Consider the following 18010-nt stretch of genomic DNA (forward strand, 5'->3'; position numbering starts at 1 on the left):
GCGCCTCGGCAAGGACATCGGCGACACCGTCGACGTCCACCTCACCCGCCGCCTGAGCTGAGCACAGGAGATCCGCGCGACAGCAGGAGATCCTGAGGGAGAACCTCCTGCTGCCGCGCGGATCTCCTGTGCTCAGCCGCCCGTGACCTGGCGGATGAGGTCCTGGATGAACGGCACCACGTCCGATGCCTGGTCGACGCCCGCGAAGGCGACCGCCAGCAGCGGCCACAGCGACACGAGGAGCGCCGAGATTACCGCGGCGACGGCGAGCACCCAGGAGAGTGCGCCGTTGCGACTGCGGACGCACCCGAGCAGGAACAGCAGCGCGAGGACGTACCCGATGAGGAGCGCGACCACGATGCCGCCGACCGGGACGTCGAGCGCACCGACCGTCGCGCCGTCGGCGGCGCCGATGAGCCCGAGGATCGGGATGAGCACGCCGACGACGATGAGCACGAGCAGGACGACACCCGTGATCGCAGCGGCCCACACGGCACGCGGACGCGGACGTGCACCGTACGACGTGGTCCGGCTGAAGAGCGGCATGTCACTGCTCCTTCGTCGGCGCCGCGGCTTGGGTGGCCGTGACCTCGGCGGGAGCGTCCGTCACCTCGTCGACGTCGGCGACCTTCGGGGCAGACTGCTCGGGCGCGTCGCCGCCAGCGGACCCAGCGGTGTCGCCGTCCAGCTCGGGGGCCGAAACCGGGTCGGCATCCGGGCCCGTCGCGACGGGCTCTTCCGCCGGAGCGTCCTGGATCGCGTCAGCCGCCCCGGCGGGCTCAGCATCGGCGAGGTTCGGGTCGGCGCCGTGCGTCACCTCCTCGGCGACGGTCGCGAGCGAGTCGGCCGCGGTGGCAAGCTGACGGGCGGCCTCGGCGAGTTCCTCCGACACCACCGCATCGGTCGGTTCGCCGCCGACGTCGCCGTCAGTCACGAGCTCGCCGTCGGCACCCGCGGCCGCGCCCGGCTGCCCGTCTCCCAGCGACCGGCCGCCGTCGCCCTCGGACCGGCCGGTCCGCTGCTCGACCGCGTCACCAGCGGCGTCGGCCAGGTCGGCCGCTCCGGCTCGCGCCGAGTCCACCGCGTCCGATGCAGCAGCCTTCGCCGTGCCGAGGGCATCCCCGGCAGCCTCTGCCGCATCGCCGATCGCGGCACCCGCCGCGGACGTCGCATTGCCGATGGCGGCCTTCGCGTCGTCGATCGCCTCGCCCGGATCGGGCTCGATCGGGTCGAAGGGGCCGTGGATGTCCGTCACCGTGATGTCGATGTCGACCGGTCCCGGGTGGCGGGCCTCCAGCGCGGCCGCGACGTCGGCCCGGACCGTGTCCGCGAGCTCGTCGATGCTGGCCGGGTACTCGGCCACCAGTGAGACGTCGACGTTCAGCACGTCCTCGTCGGCCAGGACGTTGACGCCGGGGACGGCGGTGCGACCGAGCAGGCGGGTGCGGGCGCTGTCGATGGCGCGGGCCGTCGGGGAACCGAGGGCGTGCACGCCGGGGACCGTCTCGGCCGTCGTGGCGATGACCTGGGCGAGTTCGTCGGCCTCCTGCTCACGTCGCCGGCCGGAGTCGAGCTCGACCACCGGTACGTCCGCCGCTTCCGGCGGAGCCGCCGACTCCGACACCGACACCGTCGGCGTCTCGGCGGAGACCGAGTCGGCCACGGCCGGTTCAGCGGTCTCCGGACCAGCGACAGCCCCGTTCGCCGGCGCGACCACAGGAGCGGCCGCGGTCCCACCCGCGTGCTCGCCGTCGTGCGACTCGATGCGACGGACCTCGTCATCGGGATGCGCGGGCACGAGCACCGTCGGGTGCTCCGCCCGGACCTCGGCCGGGGTGGGGATGTGGTGCTGGTCCGGGTGCTTCGTGTCGTCGCTCATGCGATCCTCCTCGCACCGCGTCGGCGGTGCATCGGTCCTACTGCTGTCGGTTCGGGTGCCGCGGCGGCACCGCGGGGTGTCGGGTCAGACGACCCGGTTCGTGCTGGCGAGCCGTGTGCGCAGCCCGCTGACGATCTGGATGACCACCGGGGTGGAGGTCCCGAGGACGCCGTCCCACTCGTGGACGGCCGCCTCGATATCGCGCCGCAACTGGACGGGCGAGGCGCCGCGACGAGCGTGTGCGGTGAGTCGCAGCGTGGACTGCTTGCGGATCCGGAAGCCGGTGATGTCGACGGAGACCACGTCGGGGTTGCGCCCGATCGCCTCTTCGAGGACCTGCTCTGCGACCTTCACGTCGAGCACGACGCGACCACCGGTCGGCGTGTCCTTCGTCCGTTGCTCGTCGACCTGCAGCAGCGTTCCGGTGTGCCCGCGGCCCTGCCGGAACACGAACCAGAGGATGACGAGGATGAGCAGCAGGGCGACGACCGCCGCGACCCACAGGATCCACGGCTGGGCGTCGATGGTGTCGTTCGTCGGTCCGACGGCCCGCTCGGCGTTCTCGCTGATCGTCCGCTGCACGTCAGGCAGGAGCGCACCCACGGACAGGGCCGCGCCGGCCGCGAGGACGACGAGTCCGACCACGAAGATGAAGAACCGGTTGAGGAAGCGATTCGTGGAGTTCATCAGGCCACCGTTCCCTTGCTGCTCACGCGGACCTTGGCGCGGAGCGCCGGCCGGTAGTCGTATGACGCGACCTCCGCGTCCACGGCCTGCTGGATCTCGCGCTGGTCGACGCGTCGGCCGCTCGTCGGCGTGACGTCGACGCGGGCGCTCCTGGCGCCGACGCTGACACTCACCTGCGAGGGGTCGATGTCACCGGCGTACGAGGCGACGCGGGCGAGCGACTGCGCGATCACCCGGTCGTCCACGACCGCCGCCGTGCGCTCGGCGATCGACCCGCGACGCCCTTGGCGGGCGGGAGCCAGCGACAGGACGATCAGCACGAGGCCGACGATCGCCGCGACCGCGCCGATGGCGACGAGGAGTGGGGCCGGGGCGGTCGCCGCGGTCAGCACCGCGGTGACGATGTCCTTCGGTGCGACGAGGAGCGCCGGCTGCCCGATCGCGGCCAGGACCGACTCGGTGCCGAGCCAGGCGAGCACGAGCGCGAGGATGATCGCGATCGTGATCGCGAGCGTCGACCGCGGCGAGTGGGTCTCGCGACGCACCGCGCGGCGGTACAGGGCTGGGGTGCTCACAACACCCTCCTTCGTTCTTCGAGCTTCGCGCCCGTGATATGGAGGTCGACGCGTCCGATCGTCGACCCGGTCAGGTCCAGGCACCGCTCTCGGATGCTGGTCTGTGCGCGTGCCAGGCGTTCGAGGACGGTTCCCGAGGTCCGGGATCCGGCGCCGAGCGGCGACACGTGGATGGGCGTGCTCGCGGTGACCGTGAGGGCCCCCTGGGCGTCGGAGAGCTCGACCGAGACCTCCGACGCCCGCACACCGAGTTCCTCCGCGGTGACGGCAGACACGACGCGACGCACGGCGCGGGAGCTGATCGTGTTGCGACCATGCACGGCCTGTTCGGCCGTCACCGCCGCGGTCACGACGACCGCCGCCCGCGGAGCGCGTCGGCGACACCGCGCAGGTCGAGCTTGCCCTCGAGCACGCGTCCGATGCCGAATCCGATCAGCATGAACAGCGCGACGAGGATCATGCTCCAGAACCCGAAGGCGACGGCCGCCAGCGCCAGGACGGCACCGACGAGGATGCCGCGATCGGTCGTGGTCACTGGACGCGGCTCTCGTCAGCGTCGTTGTCGTCGTCCGACGGGATGTGGACGTCGGCGACGGTCACGTTGACCTCGGTGACGTCCATGCCGACGACGTTCGAGATCGCGTCGGTGACGCTGCGACGGACGTCGTCTGCGACGCGCTGGAGGTCGACGGGATACTCGGCGACGATCACGATGTCAGCGGCGACCTGCTTCTCGCCGACCTCGACCGAGACGCCCTGACCGCGGTCCTGAGCGTTGATGGCGTTGCGGATGGCGCCGATGGCGCGAGCCGCTCCGCCACCGAGGTCGTGCACGCCGGGGACCTCGCGGGCTGCGATGCCGGCGACCTTCTGGACGACGCCATCGGCGATGACGTTCTTGCCCGTGGAGGTCGTTGCGGCGTGGTTCGCGGTGTCGGTGGTGTTCGACATGGTGTTGCTCCTTCGGTGTCTGGTGGTGCTGGTTCACGCTCCGGGTGTCCGGCGGCGGTGCCCGTGTTGCGGGCGACATCTATGAGACTGCGCGTCACGCCCGAATCTCACGGTCCGTCTCGAACTTTTCCGGAAGCACTCATTTTTTGGATATCCGGCGACGGGCGTCAGCCGCGCAGGGTCTGGCTCGGGCCCTCGCCGAAGCGGTTCCGGTAGGCCGAGGCGAAGCGTCCGAGGTGGACGAAGCCCCACCGCTTCGCGACCTCACCGACCGTCGTCTCCTGCGGCGAGCTCTCGGCGAGCTCGCGACGGGTGCGGTCGAGGCGGATGTCGCGCAGGTAGGCGGTGGGCGACATGCCGAGTTCGCGACGGCAGTGGAGCTGCAGCGTCCTCGTGTGCAGCCCGGCCGCCTTCGCCGCGTCGGCGGGCGTGATGGGCTCCGCCGCGTGATGGTGCAGGTACTCGACCGCGAGGCGCGTGCGCGCCATCGAAGGCTCGCGGAGCGGCTCCGGCAGGTCGACCACCGCCCACGGTGCGAGCTGGAGCAGCGCGAGGGCGAGCGGTCGTTGGGCGTTCATACGGAGCAGCGGAGGCGCCGTCTCGTCGGTGAGCACCGGCGTGGAGGCGTTCAGCGCCACCCGCCAGCGCTCGATCGCCTCGGGTGTCGGCGTCGCCTCGAGATCGAAGGACACCTGTTGACTCGGGCCGGCGTGGATCTCGGTCGCGATGTCTTCGAGGTACGGTGCGGAGAAGAGCACGGAGTTTTGCCGGTGCGGGGTGAGGTGCACCGTGTACGGCCGGTGGAACGGGAGGACGAACGGGTGTCGCGGGATCTCCATCCGTTGGCCGTCGCGACGCACGATCCAGCCGCCGCCGGTCGTGACCCACGAGACCACGTAATCCGTGAGGCCCGGGGTCTCACCGGTGACGTGTCCGGTCATCGTCGCGGTGCGGAGCGAGACACGGTCGTCGCCGATCGACACCCACTGGAACGAGAACGGCTCGGTGCCACGGGTGACGGTGAAGCGGCTGCCGTCGTAGGCGCGCTCGTAGTTCTGCCGGGCGGTGGCCGGGTCGTCGCCACTGACCGTGACCTTGCGGACCGGAACCGTCGACGCCGTACTGCTCGCGCTGCCGAGCAGCGGGCTGGTGTCCGAGTCGCTCTCCGGATCTGATTCGGATGCGAGGAAGGAGTGTTGCATGGCCGTCCTTGTGCGAGTGGGGGTCTCTTCGTCGCGGGACGGGCCCCAGGGCCCCGTCGGTTTCCCGCGTCATTGGAGAGACGGACCGAGAGGAGGGAATCTCACGGTTCACTCAGCAGTTCGTCAGACAACGCCGTTCCGGATGCCCTGCGGCAGGCGTTCGGGCGAAAACTCAGTAGTCGGAACCCCCGGTCCCTGCGCCACTCCACCCGGTCCCTGCACCACTTCTTCTCGGCCCCTGCGCCACTTCTTCTCGGTCCCTGAGCTTGTCGAAGGGCAGCCGAAAGCGCCCGTTCCGTCGTCCTGGAGCTCTCCAGACGACGCAACGGGCGCTCTCGGTGATGTCCCCGTGCCTCCTACGCGGCGTCCAGATACCCGTTCGGGTTGAGGACGAACTTCTGCGCAGCCCCCGCATCGAACTCCGCGTACCCGCGCGGGGCGTCGTCGAGGGTGATCGCGGTCGCGTTGACGTTCTTCGCGATGTGCACCTTGTCGTGCAGGATCGCCATCATGAGGCCGTGGTTGTACTTCATCACCGGGCACTGACCGGTGGTGAACGACAGCGACTTCGCCCAGCCGGTGCCGAGACTCAGCGAGAGCGCACCCTTCTTCGCTGCCTCGTCGATGCCACCCGGGTCACCCGTCACGTAGAGTCCCGGGATGCCGAGCGCACCGCCGGCCGCCGTGATGTCCATGAGGGAGTTGAGCACCGTCGCCGGGGCTTCGTGACCCGCGTCGCCACCGTGACCACGAGCCTCGAACCCGACGGCGTCGACCGCGCAGTCGACCTCCGGGACGCCGAGGATCTGTTCGATCTGCTCCCCCGGCTCACCCTTGGTGAGGTCGACGGTCTCGCAACCGAAGCTCCGCGCCTGCGCCAACCGGTCGGCGTTCATGTCGCCGACGATGACTGCAGCGGCGCCGAGGAGCATGGCCCCGGTCGCTGCGGCGAGGCCGACCGGGCCTGCGCCCGCCACGTAGACGGTGGAGCCGACGCCGACGCCCGCCGTCACCGCACCGTGGAAGCCGGTCGGGAAGATGTCGGAGAGCATCGTGAGGTCCATGATCTTCTCGAGCGCCTGGTCGCGGTCCGGGAACTTCAAGAGGTTCCAGTCGGCGTAGGGCACGAGGACGTACTCGGCCTGGCCGCCGACCCAGCCGCCCATGTCGACGTAGCCGTAGGCGCTGCCCGGGCGGTCGGGGTTCACGTTGAGACAGATGCCGGTCTTGCGCTCCTTGCAGTTGCGACAGCGGCCGCAGGCGATGTTGAAGGGCACCGAGACGATGTCGCCGACCTTGATGAACTCGACGTCCGGTCCGACCTCGACCACCTCGCCGGTGATCTCGTGTCCGAGGACGAGGTTCGGCGGTGCCGTGGTGCGGCCGCGGACCATGTGTTGGTCGGAGCCGCAGATGTTGGTCGCGACGGTCTTGAGGATGGCGCCGTGCGGGACTTTCCGGCCGACGTTGGCCGGGTTCACCCCCGGTCCGTCCTTGAGTTCGAAGGTGGGGTAGTCGATGTCGATGACCTCGACGACACCCGCTGCTTTGTAGGCGACAGCTCTGTTACCTGACACGTGATCCTCCTTGATCGCGGGCGCCCGTTGTGGGGCACCCTGTGTCTGCTCGACCCTATCCCGCTCTCGTCCGAAGCGGCAGGGACGGACGTCCTTCGGTGGCCGCATCAGTCCGGTCCCTGAGCCTGTCGAAGGGCTGCCACCCCGTCCGCTCCCCGATCACTTCCGCCGGTCCCTGAGCTTGTCGAAGGGCACCCCTGTGGAGAGCGCGCTCGGTCGTCGGTACACCTTTGTCTAGGCTCCTCTGAAGCCGTCGAACCACACCTCGGCCACCCCCTCATGTACAGACGGAGGCCCAAAACGTACACTTGCGATATGTCCCGGATCAACGTCACCGAGGCTCGCGCGAAGTTCTCCGAACTCATCGCGCGATCCCACACCGAAGCCGTCTTCGTGGAGCGACGCGGGCGCGCAGAGGCCGTCATCATCAGTCCCGAACAGTACGACCGGATGATGGAGGCGCTCGAAGACGCCGAGGACGCCCGTGCCTTCGACGCGGCGATGGCCGAGGAGGGCGACAGCATCCCGTGGGCGCAGGCGAAGGCCGACCTCGGCTGGGAATGAGTCGATACGACATCGAGCTGCGGCCGGCCGCGATCAAGGCGCTCCGCAGGATCGATCATCAGGACCAGCGACGCATCCGGGCCGCAATCGCTCTGCTTGGGGAGAACCCGCGCGCGCCGAGTGCCACGGCGTTGCAAGGACGCCCCGGCTTCCGTGTCAGGGTGGGCAGGTATCGGATCGTGTACACGATCGATGACGGTGTGCTCCTCGTGGTCGTCATCACGCTCGGCCATCGGAGCGACGTCTACCGGGGCTGACGTCCGGCGACCTCGTGTCGGCGCCCGCCTCTACGCTGGTGGAGCAGACCCCGAGGAGAGCACCCAGCATGAAGAAGACTCCCTTGGCGTTGCTCGTCGCGCTCCTTGCAGCCGTCGTGGTGCTTGTCGCGACGCAGGTCGACGGCGGGATCGTGTTCGGCGAGCCGGGGTCACCAGCGCCGACGTCGCTCGCACCCACGCCCGCGGCGGTCAGCCCGAGCGCACGGGCATCGCTCGAGGCCGCCGGCTTCGCCGTCGTGGACGCGTCCGGGCAGTTGGTCGTCTCGGCCGCCGCAGTCGAAGACGCGCTGGCCGACGTCGACACCGCCACCCAGGTGGCCACCGGCTACGACCGGGACCGGTTCGGCCAGCGCTGGGCGGACATCGACCGCAACGGCTGCGACACCCGCAACGACGTGCTGGCGCGCGACCTCGTCGACGTCACCTTCAAGGCGGGGACCCGCGACTGCGTCGTCCTCACCGGCGTTCTGCACGACCTCTACACGGGGTCGACGATCGACTTCCAGCGCGGTGAGCGGTCGAGTCAGCTCGTGCAGATCGACCACGTCGTGCCGCTCGCGTGGGGTTGGCGTCACGGCGGGAACACGTGGACGGAGCAGCAGCGGGAGCAGTTCGCGAACGACCCGATCAACCTGCAGGCCGTCGACGGCGCGACGAACTCCTCGAAGTCGGACTCCGGCCCCGGCGATTGGATGCCGCCCGCGGTCGCCTCCCACTGCGAGTACGCGGCGCGGTTCGTGCTCGTGCTGATGGCGTACGACCTCACGGTCGACGACGCCGACCGCCGGGCACTCGCGGGCACGCTGGGCAGCTGCCGGGCGTAGCGGCTCGGGGCCGTCGCACGAGAACAGGACGAACGCCCGAGAACCGGACGTTTCACGCGATTCCATTCGCTTCTCGTGCAGACAACATCGGCAACCCATCGCAGCAACTGCGCGTTGTTTTACGCGATGTTCGAAGAGTATCTGCACCTCCGCGCGCATATTCACGTCAACCGGCGAACAGCTCGAGTGCCACACCTTCATTACCCGGACCATCTCAGGTACCCTCAGATGAATTCAATTCATCTGTATGGGGGAACGGTGAGCAATAACAACAAGCGGAGTAAGTCCAAGAAGCCTGCTTCTGCATCCGCCGGCCGGCCCCTGCACCCCCCTCGAGACATGCCGTCCGGTCCGTCCGGAGACGGCGAAATCACGATATTCCTGAGCTACTCGCGTGCGGACGACAACGCTTACCAGATGGTCCGGCCATTCAAGAACCTACTCAGCCACTTCATATATGCCAAATCCGGCAGGAAGGTGAGCACCTTCTTGGACCAGGAGGACATCGAATGGGGTGATATCTGGGAGGACAAACTTGAGACAAAGATTCTAGGCGCCTCGGTATTTATTCCACTCCTAAGCGCTAGTTATCTCGACAGCGAAAATTGTCGCATGGAGTTCAACCAGTTTCAAACTAACGCGAGCGCCTTGGGCGTGAAGGAACTACTTCTGCCGGTACTCCTCATCGACGCGCCTGCCATCTTCAACAAGCACTCCAGCGACGATATTGTTCGCGAGGCCGCCGCTCGACAGTGGGAAGTCATCGAAGAGGCCGTCCTCGCGGACGCGGGCACCGCCGCTTGGAAGAGAACGATGGCGCGTCTCGCCGATCGGTTCGTGAAGTCCTACGCGGCAGCGGAGTCGAAGCTTGCCGCCCTCGATGAATCTGATATTGCCGCCTCAGGCACAAAAGGTGGAGCAGACGAAGAGGACTCGGGAGACGATGACGACGATCCCGGTCTCGCCGAGCTAATGGAGTCGATACAACTCAACATCTCTCAGCTCACCTTGGACGCAGAATCCATCACTCCCGCCATCGAGTCCCTGGGAACGGCCGCCAGGTCGGCAAACCAAGCTCCAAATGCGACGCCGCAACAGCTGCAGGCGTGGGGCCGGCACACCGCGGCGGCCTTCGAGGATCCAGCCCAACAGTTGAGCGAGTCTGGTGAAAATATGTTCAACACGACCAAGGCGCTGGACGTCGACATGCGGCGGTTGCGACGCATTGCTGTTGACTTGCTTCCGGACAACACCGGCATCGCAGTTGGCTACAACGAGATGACCAGGCAACTAGCAGGGATCGGCTCGGTACGTGTGCAACTCGAGGACCTGCTCACGAAGATGAAGCCCGCAGAGGTCATCTCGGTTCCCCTCCGACGAGCGCTTCGACCAGCGCGCCGCGGGATCACACGAGTCAATGACAGTTTGAAGCTGATCGAGAGCTGGCGGAGTATCGATGTCGAGAGTTGACCGTCGCTATTCTCAACCTGTCTCATGCACTCTTTCAGCGTCCTAGTACCGGCATTCGAAGTCAGCCGACAAACTGTAGGGACTTTCGCGCCCTGCGTTCAACCGGATCGTCTGCGACGGATCTCTTAGGATCCTGCGAACCGAGCTTCAAGTCGCTTAAGAAGTAGCTCACCCTCAGCGGAAGGGTAACGCTTGACGGACTCTCGCGCCGGTTCGAGAAACACCTAGGCCGCGTCCTGACTCACCCGACACTCCTCCATGGCCCAGTGCAGGAGGGGCATCACAGGTTGGAGAGGTGAGGAGAGCGGGGAAATGCCCGCTAACCAGGCAAAAAAACGGCCCACCGAAGTGGACCGCTTTTTCAAAATGTGCGCCCGAAGGGATTCGAACCCCCAACCTTCTGATCCGTAGTCAGATGCTCTATCCGTTGAGCTACGGGCGCATTGCTTGCTGAGAGAAGAGAACTTCGGCTCGGCAGGCCGAAGTAGAGCCTACAACACGGAAGCCGAAGACGCGAATCGCCCTTCGACAAGCTCAGGGACCGGGGAGGGTCACGCCCCCTCGACAGGCTCAGGGACCGGGGAAGGTGGGTCAGGGACCGGAAGAGGTGACTCAGGGGCGAGTACGGCTCGGAGACCACGGAGGGGCTCCCCATCGACACGACGGGCGCCGACGTGGAACAGTCGATGCGACCACCTGCCGAGAGGACGACGTGAGCGCAGCACCAGGACCGACGAACGACGGCTTCACGATGATCGGCCGACCGCCCGTGCAGGCGAACCTCGTCCTCATCGTGATCCTGTCGGGCATCCTCGGCGGCGTCCTCGGCTGGATCACCGGCAGCGTCATCGACGGCATCTTCGACATCGCGCGCACAGCACTCATCGTCATCCCGGTCTTCTTCGTCATCACCGCCGGCATCTGCCTGTCCTACCTTCGGACCGCCTTCCGCCCGGTCGGCGTCGACGTCGGCCGCGGCACCGCGCTCTTCCGGGGCGAGACGGTCCCGTTGCGCTCGATCGTGAGCGGCGAACTCCTCACCCGCAATCCCGCCGCCACCACGCCCGCCCTTAGCCTGCGACTCACGACCGACACCGGAGCCCGAGCCCGCATCATCGTGAACGGCGGGTGGCTCCGCAGCCTCCCCACCTCCGATCTCGTGCCGCTCGTCGCACTCATCGCCGGCAGCGGCATCCCCGACGACACCGGCCAGGATCCACTCGACGTCGGCCGGGAACGCATCTCCCGCTCACTCGCCGGGAAGGGCTCGGACGTGATGATCGGTCGACGCGGGTTCATCGCCGACTGCATCGCCGCTGCGGAGTCCACCGGCGACGTGAAACTGCTCGAAGCGGTGGTCCAGGCCGCAGGGCCGCTCGGCCGGAGCATCCGGGACGAAGCGATGCGGGCCGCCCAGGGCGCAGTGGAGGACGTCGTGCGCGCGCATCAGGACATCGCTCCGGCGGCGCCTGATGCCCCGAACCCGACTCCCCTGGTGCCGCCTGCGCCGCAGTACGGGTCGATCATCGCTGACGAGGACGAGGCGACGGCGGTCGACGACGACACGGACGACGACCGGTTCCGTCGACCGGACGACCCGGCCCGGCTGGCCGCCGAGCAGATCGTCGACCGGGTGCACCTCGACAAGCTCGGTGACCGGAATGGGGCGCTCGGCAATCGGGATGCGGAGCGCGTCGGTCCGGACGACGGACGCGAGTTGCCATCGTGGATTCCGCCACAGGATCGGGCGCGGGTCCGCTCCTGGCTCGCGGACGACGACGAGGTCGTCCACCTGCAACCGATCCCGGAGACGGTTGGCCCACGCACCCTCCGGAAGGTCTGCGACTGGATCCTCATCGGGCTCGCCGGCGTCGGCCTGCTCGCGATCTTCGGGGCGGCCATCGCCGAAGGGGTCATCGACAGCCTCCTGCCGTCCGATGCGAACGCGCTCGTCGCCGTCGCCGTGGTCGGCTCGGCACTGCTCGCGTTCGTCGCGTGGATCGTCGGCGGCATCGCGCGGGCGAGGGAGATCCACGTCGCCCAGCGGTTCTCCCTCGAATGGCTCGAGCGGCGCGGGCCGGAACAACGCCGCCGCGGACTCCCGCCCGTGCTGCTGCAGCACTTCCTCGGCCCGATCCCCGCGTCACGCCTGTTCGCGGCCGGAGCATACTTCGGCACCTGCGTCGGTGGCGTCGGGGTCCTCGCCGGGGCACTGCTCTCCATCGACCCGGAGGAGCTGGGCGCGACCGGACCGATCATGCTCGGCATCAGTCTCGCGCTCACGGCCATCGGGACGGTGCTCTTCATCGTGCGATGGCGACGGGTGAAGCGGCAGCGGGCGCTGGCGATCGAGCTCGGCGGCGAGCGCCTGGCCTATCTCGGGAACCTGTAGGCGAGCGGGCGGTCGGCGGGCCCTTCGACAAGCTCAGGGACCGGACGAGGTCCGACCGCCCGTGGCGAGCTCAGGTGTCGTCACTGAGCGACGACCTTGGCGAGCAACCAGCGCGCCTTGTCGAGGGTGTTCGCGGGTGCCGGCAGGTACTGGAACGCCCGAGCACCACGTTGCACCGGGACACCCTGCGCCTTCGCGGCCTCCTCCAGCTGCGTGGCGAAGCGCTGCCAGCCGTCGAGGCCCTGCGGGAAGCCGAGGTACTCGGTGAGCGACGTCACCACCACCTCGGAACCTGCGCCTGTCGACTGGACCTCGATCGTGACGTCGTCTTTGGCGACGTAGTCGATGCCCCACACGCCGGGCCGCAACGACTTGGCCTTGCGCTTCGGCAGCCCCTCGATGAGCGCGGTCGCACCGGCGGGGTCCGTGCCGAGGACGACCGAGCGCCCGAACTCCTGCAGCATCTCCGGCACCTTGGTGGCGCGACGGTTCGTCGCCGTCTCGCGCAGCTTCCGGCGGCCGAGTCCCTTCAACACCCCCAGCCCGACGATGGCGAGCAGGACGAGAATGGCGATGATCGCGAGCACGTTGCTGTCCACAGGAGCCCCCCAAGGCTGTCGGTCACGAGCGGTATCGCCCAAGACGAGGATGCCGCAGAGCCGACATCCGTTCAATGGGTACCGGTCCCCACCCCGTCAGGCCATGGTCAGGCCGGCGACTGGAGTCCAGGGTCAACGACCGCCGACGCCCGCCTGTCCGTCGAAGCCGGGACGGTCGACGTTGGAGCGGACCGTGCGACCTCCCGCCACATCGCAGCCGGCGTCACGCCCGGGATCCCCATGATCGAGGCGATACTCCGGAATCCGCTTCGCCGATACAGCGCGCGGTTGCGCTCGTTCGACGACTCCAGGTACACGGGGAGGCCGTCGGCGTCGATGGCGCGCAGGCGTGACTCGAGGAGCGCACCCCCGACACCGGCCCCGCGAGCGCCGTCGCCGACGCCGATCTGCGCGAGGTACCAGTGCGGTTCGACCGGACGGTGCAGCTCGAGTGTCCGCTGTAGGCGCATGGCTCGCGGAAGTCCGCGCAGTCCCAGCGCACGGGCGAACCTCGGCAGCTGCCGCACCTGGTCGAGCACGGAGTGGCGGGCCTCCGGCGTCTCCCAGACGGCGACACCGAGGACGACGCCGTCGGCGTCCCGGCGAGCGAGGTCGACGCGGCCACTCGACGCCGCACCAGAGCACAGCATCGCCTCGAAGAGGAGGGCGAGCCGACGCTCACGGTCGGAACCGGAGACGAGCGTCGAGGTGACCGTGTCCTGTCGGAAGGCGGTCGCGAGCACGGCCGCGGCCTCCTCGAGGTCGGCGGGCGAGGCGGGAGCAATGGTGAACACGCGTTTCCTTTCGGATGGAGAGTGGGTGTGGGGCGACGATCCGCGTGGGTCAGTGCGCCTGCGAACCGAGCTCGATGACGAGCACACCGACCGCGATCAGGCCGATGCCGACGATCATCTTCGGCGTCAGCTTCTCCTTGAAGAGCACGCGCGCACTGATGGCCGTGAGGGCGACCCCGCAGGCGGCCCAGATTCCGTAGGCGATCCCGACGGGCATCCCGTTCGCGAGCGCGATGGTCAGCAACCCGAAGGCGGTCACGTAGAACACGGCGACGGGAGCGATCCACCGCTTCTTCCGCAGGCCTTCCGAGGCGCGCAGGGAGAGCGTCGCCGCGACCTCGGTGACGATGGCACCGGCCAGGAGCAACCAGGTCATGCGCCGACCTCCTCGTTCGTCGCGCCCGGCTTCGGTGACTCCGGGGCGTGGCCCGTCTCCACGAGCACGACGCCGGCGATCACGATCGCGATGCCGAGCCCGATCATCAAGGTGAACTGCTCGCCGAACACGAGCGACGCGAGCACCGCGGTGAGCGCGACGCCGGCCGCAGCCCAGATGCCGTAGACCACCCCGATCGGCACCCCCATCCGGAGCAGGAGCGACAGGGCGACGAACGCGCCCGCGTATCCGGCCACCGCGAGGATCGACCACCAGGGGTTCTCGATGGCGCCACGGAGCGAGAGGGTCGCCGTGACCTCCAGCAGGATGGCGGCGGAGAGGATCAGCCACTTCTTCATCGGGGTTCACCTCCAGCGAGGGCCAGGAGTCGCGAGACGAGGTCGGCGCGCTGGTCGCGGCCGACGTCGAGGATGCCGGTCGCCTCGGCGATCCAGAGACCGTTCGCCGCCAACCAGACGAGCAGGAGGGAGGTCGAATCGGTGTCCTCACCGAACCCGAACCAGGTGCGAAGGTACTCGAGCCAGGGAGCGGCGAGTTCGGGACGCCTGACCGCCTCGGCGAAGACGACGAACTCGCCCTGGCTCGCCCCGCCCTCCCCCGCGAAGGCGACGAAGGCCCGCACCCGCTCCTCGAGCGTCGACGTCTCGAGCGGCGCCCCCAACTCCTCCACGAGCTCGCGCTGCCAGCGGGCGACGACGTGCTCGATCACCGCGATCATCATCGCGTCCCGTGAGGGGAAGTGGTAGCGCAGCCCGGCCTTCGTCAGACCGACCTCCTGCGCCACCGCCTCGTAGGTGATGTCGGCCTCTCCGGAGGCGTCGACGACGCGGACGGCCGCATCGAGGATCTCGTTCCGTGCACTGGGTCTCATGCGAGTTACTTTAGCTTACGTGAGGTAAAGTAACTCTAGGAACGAACCGTGAGGAACGGAGGCTCGGCGGCCCATGTGACGCTCTGTTTCGGGCCCCTCGCGAGCACCCGAGCCCCCGAGTACCGTCGTGCTGGACGGCGCCGTGATCGCCGTCGGACCCAGCCTCGACGAGACGACCCGGTGGTATCCCTGTGAGCAAGCGCATCATCCTCAACGCGTTCGACATGAGCTGCGTGACCCATCAGGCACCCGGCCTGTGGAAGCATCCTGACAATCAGGCGCACCGCTACAACGACATCGACTACTGGATCGACCTCGCCAAGCTCCTCGAGCGCGGCACCTTCGACGCCCTGTTCATCGCGGACGTCGTCGGCATCTACGACGTCTACCGTCATTCCTCCGCGCCCGCGCTCATCGACTCGGCGCAGCTGCCCGTCGGCGATCCGATCGTCCAGGTGTCGGCCATGGCGAAGGCGACCGAGCACCTCGGCTTCGGTGTCACCGTCGCCTCCACCTACGAGCTGCCGTACGCCCTCGCCCGCCGCTTCTCGACGCTCGACCACTTCACGAAGGGTCGCGTTGGCTGGAACGTCGTCACCTCCTACCTCGACTCCGCCGCCCGCAACCTCGGCCTCACCACCCAGATCAAGCATGACGACCGGTACGGCATCGGCGAGGAGTTCCTCGACGTCACCTACAAGCTGTGGGAGGGCTCCTGGGAGGACGACGCGGTCGTCATCGACCGGGAGAACGGCGTCTACACCGACCCCACCAAGGTGCACCCCATCAACCACCGGGGCGAGCACTTCCAGGTGCCCGGCATCCACCTCTCGGAGCCGTCGCCGCAGCGCACGCCCGTCATCTTCCAGGCCGGCGCCTCGGCCCGCGGTCGCCAGTTCGCGGCCACGCACGGTGAGGCGGTGTTCATCAACGGGCTCGTCCCGGAGCTGACGCGCAAGACGACCGACGACATCCGCGACCGCGCCGAGGCCCTCGGACGCCCGCGCGACAGCGTGAAGATCCTCACCCTCGCCACGGCGATCGTCGCCGAGACCGACGAGGAGGCGCAGGCCAAGTACGAGGAGTACCAGCAGTACATCTCGCTCGACGGCGCCCTCACCCTCTACGGCGGCTGGTCGGGCCTCGACCTCTCGTCCTTCGACCCCGACAAGCCGCTCAAGTACGTCGACACCGACGCAGCCCGCTCGGCACTCGCGATCTTCACGCTCGCCGACCCGGAACGCGAGTGGACACCGCGCGACATCGCCCACTACATCGGCATCGGCGGCATCGGTCCCGTGTTCGTCGGCAGTGCCGCAACGGTCGCGGACGAGATCGAGCGCTGGATCGACGTCGCCGGCACCGACGGCTTCAACCTCGCCTACGTCATCACGCCCGGCACCTTCGAGGCCGTCGTCGACCTGCTCGTGCCCGAGCTGCGTCGCCGTGGTCGGGTCTGGGACGAGTACCCGGAGGGGACCCTCCGCGGCCGCCTGAACGGCACCGGCTCCCCCGTCGTGCCCGAGTGGCACCCGGCCCACCGGTACCGCGGTGCGTACGTCGGGCAGCCGTCCGCCGCCGACGACACCGCACCGTCCCTCTTCGACACCGACAACGCCGACGCCGACGCGGCAGACGACAACGTCTACGCCACCGAAGGAGCCTCCGCATGAGCACCGACACGATCAGCACTTCGACCGGCTCAGTGACCGGGCAGCCGGTCCTTGAGAGGCGCACCCACTGGTCCGGCACCGCCGACGACGCCGAGCTCGCACACTGGGACGCCGTCGCCACCGAGGTCGCCACCAAGCTCGCCGTCGACGTCCTCGACCGCGACCGCGCGAACCTCGACCCCACCACCGAGCTCGACCTCCTCCGCGAGTCGGGCCTCGTCAACCTGCTCGACCCCGCCGAGTTCGGCGGCGGTGGCGGCCACTGGGAGAGCGCCTTCCGGGTCGTCCGCATCCTGTCGCGCGTCGACGCGTCCATCGGCCAGCTGCTCGCCTACCACTACATCAACGCGGGCAACATCGGCTTCACCGCCGACCCGTCCACGCAGGCCGAGTGGCACCGCAAGACCGTGGAGGGCCGGTGGATCTGGGGCGACTCCGTGAACCCGACGGACCCCGACCTCTCGCTCACGCAAGACGGCGACGCGTTCCGCCTCAAGGGGCTCAAGCGGTTCTCGACGGGCGCCTCCGCCGGCGACGTCATCCTCGTCAACGCGGTCGTCCGCGGCGGCGACCACGACGGCACGATCTTCCAGTTCGTCCTCGACCACGACCGAGCGGGAATCACCTACCTCGGCGACTGGGACGCGCTCGGCCAGCGGCTCTCCGCCTCGGGGTCCGTGCGGTTCGAGGACGTGCTCGTCGAGCAGGCGGACATTCTCGGCACCGTCGGCGACGAACCGTTCTCCTCACTCGTGACGCCCGGCATCCAGCTCGCCTTCGGGAACCTCTACCTCGGCATCGCGGAGGGTGCGCTCGCGCAGGGCACGGAACTCGTCCGGGCACGGAAGAACGCCTGGTTCCTCAGCCACGCCGAGACGTACCGCGACGACCCGTTCGTGCAGCGCGTCATCGGCGAGTTCGTGTCGTCGATCGCCGCCGTCGAGGCGCTCGCCGACCGCACGAACACCCGCTTCGACCGCATCATCGAGCGGGGAGCGGCGGTGACCGCGGAAGACCGTGGTGCCATCGCCATCGAGATCGCCAAGCTCAAGGTCGTCTCCACCGAGCTCGGCATCGAGGTCGCGAACCGCATCTTCGAGGTCACCGGGTCCAGCTCGGCGAAGGCCTCCGTGGGACTCGACCTGTTCTGGCGGAACGTGCGCACGCACTCCCTCCACGACCCGATCGACTACAAGAAGCTCGAGGTCGGTGCGAACCACCTGAACGGCGAGCTGCAGCCGATCTCGCTCTACACCTAGGGGCTCGTCTGGTCCCTG

General features: G+C 68.5%; 21 protein-coding genes and 1 tRNA gene. 7 read left to right on the forward strand and 15 right to left on the reverse strand.

Going from position 1 to position 18010, the window contains the following annotated elements:
- Positions 1-132 precede the first annotated feature (132 nt).
- The 9 genes from AC4PMY_RS13470 to fdhA form a co-directional block, all read right to left on the reverse strand.
- Positions 133-546: a hypothetical protein gene (locus AC4PMY_RS13470; RefSeq protein ID WP_071260509.1), complete on the reverse strand. Its 414-nt coding sequence runs from the start codon at positions 544-546 to the stop codon at positions 133-135.
- 1 nt (position 547) lies between these two features.
- Positions 548-1879 (reverse strand): Asp23/Gls24 family envelope stress response protein, encoded by a 1332-nt coding sequence (locus AC4PMY_RS13475; protein WP_314140601.1) that lies wholly within the window; start codon positions 1877-1879, stop codon positions 548-550.
- Between the two features lie 84 nt (positions 1880-1963).
- Entirely contained in the window at positions 1964-2566 is a 603-nt protein-coding gene (locus tag AC4PMY_RS13480) for a hypothetical protein (RefSeq protein WP_314140600.1), read from the reverse strand.
- Positions 2566-3141 (reverse strand): hypothetical protein, encoded by a 576-nt coding sequence (locus tag AC4PMY_RS13485; protein ID WP_064296819.1) that lies wholly within the window; start codon positions 3139-3141, stop codon positions 2566-2568. Before AC4PMY_RS13485 ends, AC4PMY_RS13480 begins: the two co-directional genes overlap by 1 nt.
- Positions 3138-3491, reverse strand: coding sequence for a hypothetical protein (locus AC4PMY_RS13490; RefSeq protein ID WP_064296820.1), 354 nt, complete (start codon positions 3489-3491; stop codon positions 3138-3140). Before AC4PMY_RS13490 ends, AC4PMY_RS13485 begins: the two co-directional genes overlap by 4 nt.
- The gene (locus AC4PMY_RS13495; protein ID WP_064296821.1) at positions 3488-3676 is read right to left on the reverse strand and encodes a DUF2273 domain-containing protein; all 189 of its coding nucleotides are present in this window, start codon (positions 3674-3676) and stop codon (positions 3488-3490) included. The genes AC4PMY_RS13490 and AC4PMY_RS13495 overlap by 4 nt, the downstream gene beginning before the upstream one ends.
- On the reverse strand, positions 3673-4092 hold the full coding sequence (locus AC4PMY_RS13500) for an Asp23/Gls24 family envelope stress response protein (protein ID WP_064296822.1): 420 nt from the start codon (positions 4090-4092) through the stop codon (positions 3673-3675). The genes AC4PMY_RS13495 and AC4PMY_RS13500 overlap by 4 nt, the downstream gene beginning before the upstream one ends.
- Before the next feature lie 167 nt (positions 4093-4259).
- Positions 4260-5294, reverse strand: coding sequence for a helix-turn-helix transcriptional regulator (locus AC4PMY_RS13505; protein ID WP_354295819.1), 1035 nt, complete (start codon positions 5292-5294; stop codon positions 4260-4262).
- Between the two features lie 356 nt (positions 5295-5650).
- The gene (gene fdhA / locus AC4PMY_RS13510) at positions 5651-6871 is read right to left on the reverse strand and encodes a formaldehyde dehydrogenase, glutathione-independent (protein WP_071260517.1); all 1221 of its coding nucleotides are present in this window, start codon (positions 6869-6871) and stop codon (positions 5651-5653) included.
- 315 nt (positions 6872-7186) lie between these two features.
- Here fdhA and AC4PMY_RS13515 point away from each other — a divergent pair, with 315 nt between their 5' ends.
- The 4 genes from AC4PMY_RS13515 to AC4PMY_RS13530 all read left to right on the forward strand — a co-directional run bounded on the left by AC4PMY_RS13515 (position 7187) and on the right by AC4PMY_RS13530 (position 10007).
- Positions 7187-7435: a type II toxin-antitoxin system Phd/YefM family antitoxin gene (locus AC4PMY_RS13515; protein WP_064296825.1), complete on the forward strand. Its 249-nt coding sequence runs from the start codon at positions 7187-7189 to the stop codon at positions 7433-7435.
- On the forward strand, positions 7432-7692 hold the full coding sequence (locus AC4PMY_RS13520) for a type II toxin-antitoxin system RelE family toxin (protein ID WP_491622973.1): 261 nt from the start codon (positions 7432-7434) through the stop codon (positions 7690-7692). Before AC4PMY_RS13515 ends, AC4PMY_RS13520 begins: the two co-directional genes overlap by 4 nt.
- Before the next feature lie 68 nt (positions 7693-7760).
- Positions 7761-8537, forward strand: a complete 777-nt coding sequence (locus AC4PMY_RS13525; RefSeq protein WP_491622974.1) for an HNH endonuclease family protein — start codon at positions 7761-7763, stop codon at positions 8535-8537.
- A 258-nt stretch (positions 8538-8795) separates the two neighbouring features.
- On the forward strand, positions 8796-10007 hold the full coding sequence (locus AC4PMY_RS13530; RefSeq protein WP_491622975.1) for a toll/interleukin-1 receptor domain-containing protein: 1212 nt from the start codon (positions 8796-8798) through the stop codon (positions 10005-10007).
- A 369-nt stretch (positions 10008-10376) separates the two neighbouring features.
- On the opposite strand, the gene AC4PMY_RS13535 is transcribed toward AC4PMY_RS13530, so the two are convergent.
- Positions 10377-10449 (reverse strand) — tRNA-Arg (locus tag AC4PMY_RS13535).
- A 270-nt stretch (positions 10450-10719) separates the two neighbouring features.
- Between AC4PMY_RS13535 and AC4PMY_RS13540 the strand changes: the two genes are divergently transcribed.
- Positions 10720-12399: a hypothetical protein gene (locus AC4PMY_RS13540; protein WP_491622976.1), complete on the forward strand. Its 1680-nt coding sequence runs from the start codon at positions 10720-10722 to the stop codon at positions 12397-12399.
- 80 nt (positions 12400-12479) lie between these two features.
- Here the strand turns inward: AC4PMY_RS13540 and AC4PMY_RS13545 are convergent, their stop codons facing one another.
- The 5 genes from AC4PMY_RS13545 to AC4PMY_RS13565 form a co-directional block, all read right to left on the reverse strand.
- The gene (locus tag AC4PMY_RS13545; RefSeq protein WP_491622977.1) at positions 12480-12998 is read right to left on the reverse strand and encodes a hypothetical protein; all 519 of its coding nucleotides are present in this window, start codon (positions 12996-12998) and stop codon (positions 12480-12482) included.
- Between the two features lie 107 nt (positions 12999-13105).
- Positions 13106-13792: a GNAT family N-acetyltransferase gene (locus AC4PMY_RS13550; protein WP_491622978.1), complete on the reverse strand. Its 687-nt coding sequence runs from the start codon at positions 13790-13792 to the stop codon at positions 13106-13108.
- A 49-nt stretch (positions 13793-13841) separates the two neighbouring features.
- The gene (locus tag AC4PMY_RS13555) at positions 13842-14168 is read right to left on the reverse strand and encodes a DMT family transporter (protein ID WP_491622979.1); all 327 of its coding nucleotides are present in this window, start codon (positions 14166-14168) and stop codon (positions 13842-13844) included.
- Positions 14165-14527 (reverse strand): DMT family transporter, encoded by a 363-nt coding sequence (locus AC4PMY_RS13560; RefSeq protein ID WP_079003449.1) that lies wholly within the window; start codon positions 14525-14527, stop codon positions 14165-14167. The genes AC4PMY_RS13555 and AC4PMY_RS13560 overlap by 4 nt, the downstream gene beginning before the upstream one ends.
- Complete coding sequence (locus tag AC4PMY_RS13565) at positions 14524-15060, reverse strand: TetR/AcrR family transcriptional regulator (protein WP_121292360.1); 537 nt, start codon at positions 15058-15060, stop codon at positions 14524-14526. Before AC4PMY_RS13565 ends, AC4PMY_RS13560 begins: the two co-directional genes overlap by 4 nt.
- A gap of 191 nt (positions 15061-15251) precedes the next feature.
- Between AC4PMY_RS13565 and AC4PMY_RS13570 the strand changes: the two genes are divergently transcribed.
- Positions 15252-16733, forward strand: a complete 1482-nt coding sequence (locus tag AC4PMY_RS13570; RefSeq protein ID WP_491622980.1) for an LLM class flavin-dependent oxidoreductase — start codon at positions 15252-15254, stop codon at positions 16731-16733.
- Positions 16730-17992, forward strand: coding sequence for an acyl-CoA dehydrogenase family protein (locus AC4PMY_RS13575; RefSeq protein ID WP_079003452.1), 1263 nt, complete (start codon positions 16730-16732; stop codon positions 17990-17992). Before AC4PMY_RS13570 ends, AC4PMY_RS13575 begins: the two co-directional genes overlap by 4 nt.
- Positions 17993-18010: the final 18 nt, after the last annotated feature.

Source organism: Plantibacter sp. MDV22-iso1, from assembly GCF_058408345.1.